Annotated in this window: 1 protein-coding gene; it reads right to left on the minus strand. The window is 68.1% G+C overall.

Features of this window, described 5'->3' with window-relative positions:
• Positions 1-83: 83 nt before the first annotated feature.
• On the minus strand, positions 84-863 hold the full coding sequence (locus ACFYVL_RS44660) for a ParA family protein (protein ID WP_389255943.1): 780 nt from the start codon (positions 861-863) through the stop codon (positions 84-86).
• Positions 864-1,047 lie beyond the last annotated feature (184 nt).

Genomic DNA, 1,047 nt, shown 5'->3' on the forward strand with positions numbered 1-1,047 from the left:
CTCACGCTGCTGGCGCAGCCGTGCCATCCGCTGGAAGTCGTCGGTGAGGCCGGCCATGTTCGGCGGCGGTGTCGCGTTGCGGCTCATGCGGCAAGCACCGCCTTGGCAAGCCCGCGGTACCACTCCGACGCTTCGCACTGCGGCGCGTACTCCAGCACCGACTTCTTTGCCCGCCACGCCTTGCGGATCTCCGTGCGGTCTTTGATGACGGCCAGGACCGGCGGCACCCCGAGCGACTCGAAGGCCTCCAGCGTGGACGTGGCGATGGCACCCCGGCGGATATCGACCTTGCTCGGGACAAGCCCCACGATGTCGATGTCCGCGCGCATCAGGTCGGCCAGCGTCTCGATCTGCGTCAGCAGCATGTGCAGCGCGCGGATCGACGAGTCCTCCGCCTCGACCGGCACCAGGACACCGCCCTTGCGGCCCGGCCGCCGCCGCGCGGCCATCAGCGCGGCATCCGTGTCCGCAGCGAGCGACGGCGCACAGTCGATCAGGCAGACGTCGTACTCGTCCTCGAACGCCTCCAGCAGACGGCTCAGACGGTGCTCACGGCCCTGGCTCATGTACAGGCCGGGCAGCAGCATGAACTGGTCCAGATTCCACGGGATGACGTCGAAGTTCGTCCGGTAGTGGAAGACCAGCTCGTGCACGTCGCCGTCCCACTCCCCGAGCAACGCGTTCTTCAGCGTGGCCGGGTCAGTGGTCTCGGGCAGTCCGAGCGCGTCCGTCAGGTGGCCCTGGGCGTCGAAGTCGACGACCAGGACCCGCTGCCCGTCCTCGGCGAGCGCGGCGGCGAGACCAATGGTGTCCGCCGTCTTGCCCACGCCGCCCTTCTGATTCGTCATGCAGTAGATGTCCATCCCCGCACCATAGCGACGTGATACGCGTGCGACCCACGTATCACCCCAGGTAGAGGAGTGATACGCACGTCGCACGAGTGCTACGGCCGTACCGGGGCGGCCACGGGCAGTTTCGTCAGCGAAACAGTTTCGTCGGCGAAACTCACCGGGGCCGGCCTGCCCAGGGGGAGGGGCCAAGTCCCCT

The sequence above is a fragment of the Streptomyces sp. NPDC004111 genome, from assembly GCF_042874215.1.
Taxonomy (GTDB): Bacteria; Actinomycetota; Actinomycetes; order Streptomycetales; family Streptomycetaceae; genus Streptomyces.

Bases quoted from the DNA above. Each gene is read 5' to 3' on its own strand.
- ACFYVL_RS44660 (WP_389255943.1), bottom strand. From the start codon at position 863: ATGGACATCTACTGCATGACGAATCAGAAGGGCGGCGTGGGCAAGACG.